General features: G+C 41.6%; 1 protein-coding gene and 1 pseudogene. Both read left to right on the forward strand.

Features of this window, described 5'->3' with window-relative positions; translation table 11 throughout:
- Positions 1-150 precede the first annotated feature (150 nt).
- Entirely contained in the window at positions 151-492 is a 342-nt protein-coding gene (locus O9290_RS07765; protein ID WP_288056802.1) for a type II toxin-antitoxin system PemK/MazF family toxin, read from the forward strand.
- A 298-nt stretch (positions 493-790) separates the two neighbouring features.
- Positions 791-991, forward strand: a pseudogene (locus O9290_RS07770) (DNA adenine methylase); the annotation flags it as partial.
- Between the last annotated feature and the right edge of the window lie 139 nt (positions 992-1,130).

Below are 1,130 nucleotides of genomic sequence, written 5' to 3' on the forward strand. Positions count from 1 at the left end.
GTCAGTCTGTAGAGCGACCATAAGACCAGAACAGAGTAAATCTGTTAAGGCAGGTGCGGAACCCCGCAAGGGAAAGAAGCAGAAACCTAAATCGTGAGGTTTGGGAATCGCCGTCCGTTTTACGGCGGCGAGGATGTCAAGACTAATCCTCTGAAACGGGGTGAAGTCTGGTTAGCCGACCTCAATCCAACTCAAGGTTCTGAACAAGCGGGCATTCGTCCCGTCATCATTTTCCAGAATGACCTTGTTTCCCAGTTCTCAACTACGATCATTGCTATTCCGCTCACCACCAACCAACGTCGCGCTGCTTTGCCTATATGCTTACTGATAGAACAAGGTAATGGTGGACTCGGCCAAGATTCTGTTGCCCTATGTTTTCAGATGAGAGTGTTGGATAAAACTCGTTTGATCCGCACACTGGGACAACTGAGTCCCGAAATAATTGCCCAATTGGAAGAAGTGGTTTTGCTAACCTTAGGATACGAGTCATAAATGTGGAATTAAATGGAATTCTTAAGCAAGCCCAAGTTACAGTTGAGGAGTTTATAGCAATTCCCATAGTTGTGAGGTACAGAGTCTTAGGTTTTGAGGAGTCAGGAGTCAGGAGTCAGGAGTCAGGAGTCAGGATTCGGGATTCAGGATTCAGGATTCGGGATTCAGGAGTTAAGATTTTGGTGTACCTCATGAGATTGGGAAACGCTATATTGATCATCTCTAGTGTCTAAATAGGGCTTGCAGCGGATAGCCTCAACACCCAAACCAAACTGCGGCCAGTAAATTAGTCAATAAAATGTCAAAAATTAAAAGTCCCTTGCGTTATCCGGGTGGTAAATCCCGGGCAATTAAGCAAATTCTGCCGCAAATTCCTGTCAATATTAGGGAATATCGAGAACCTTTTTTTGGTGGTGGTTCTGTGTTTTTTGCTGTTAAGCAACTCTTTGGACAACAAATAAAAACCTATTGGATTAATGACTTAAATTATGATTTATATTAGAACTCTTGCAAATTAATTATATGTTATAATGATTGGTTAACTAATTTTCCCAAAAAAATTAGTTAACCAGTACATTCGTCCTGAATGAAAACTTGAAGTTTAACTTTTAACTCAAAACTCTTTAGAGCTGCTTTAA

Source organism: Microcystis sp. LE19-41.2A (assembly GCF_027530405.1).
Classification (GTDB): Bacteria; Cyanobacteriota; Cyanobacteriia; order Cyanobacteriales; family Microcystaceae; genus Microcystis; species Microcystis aeruginosa.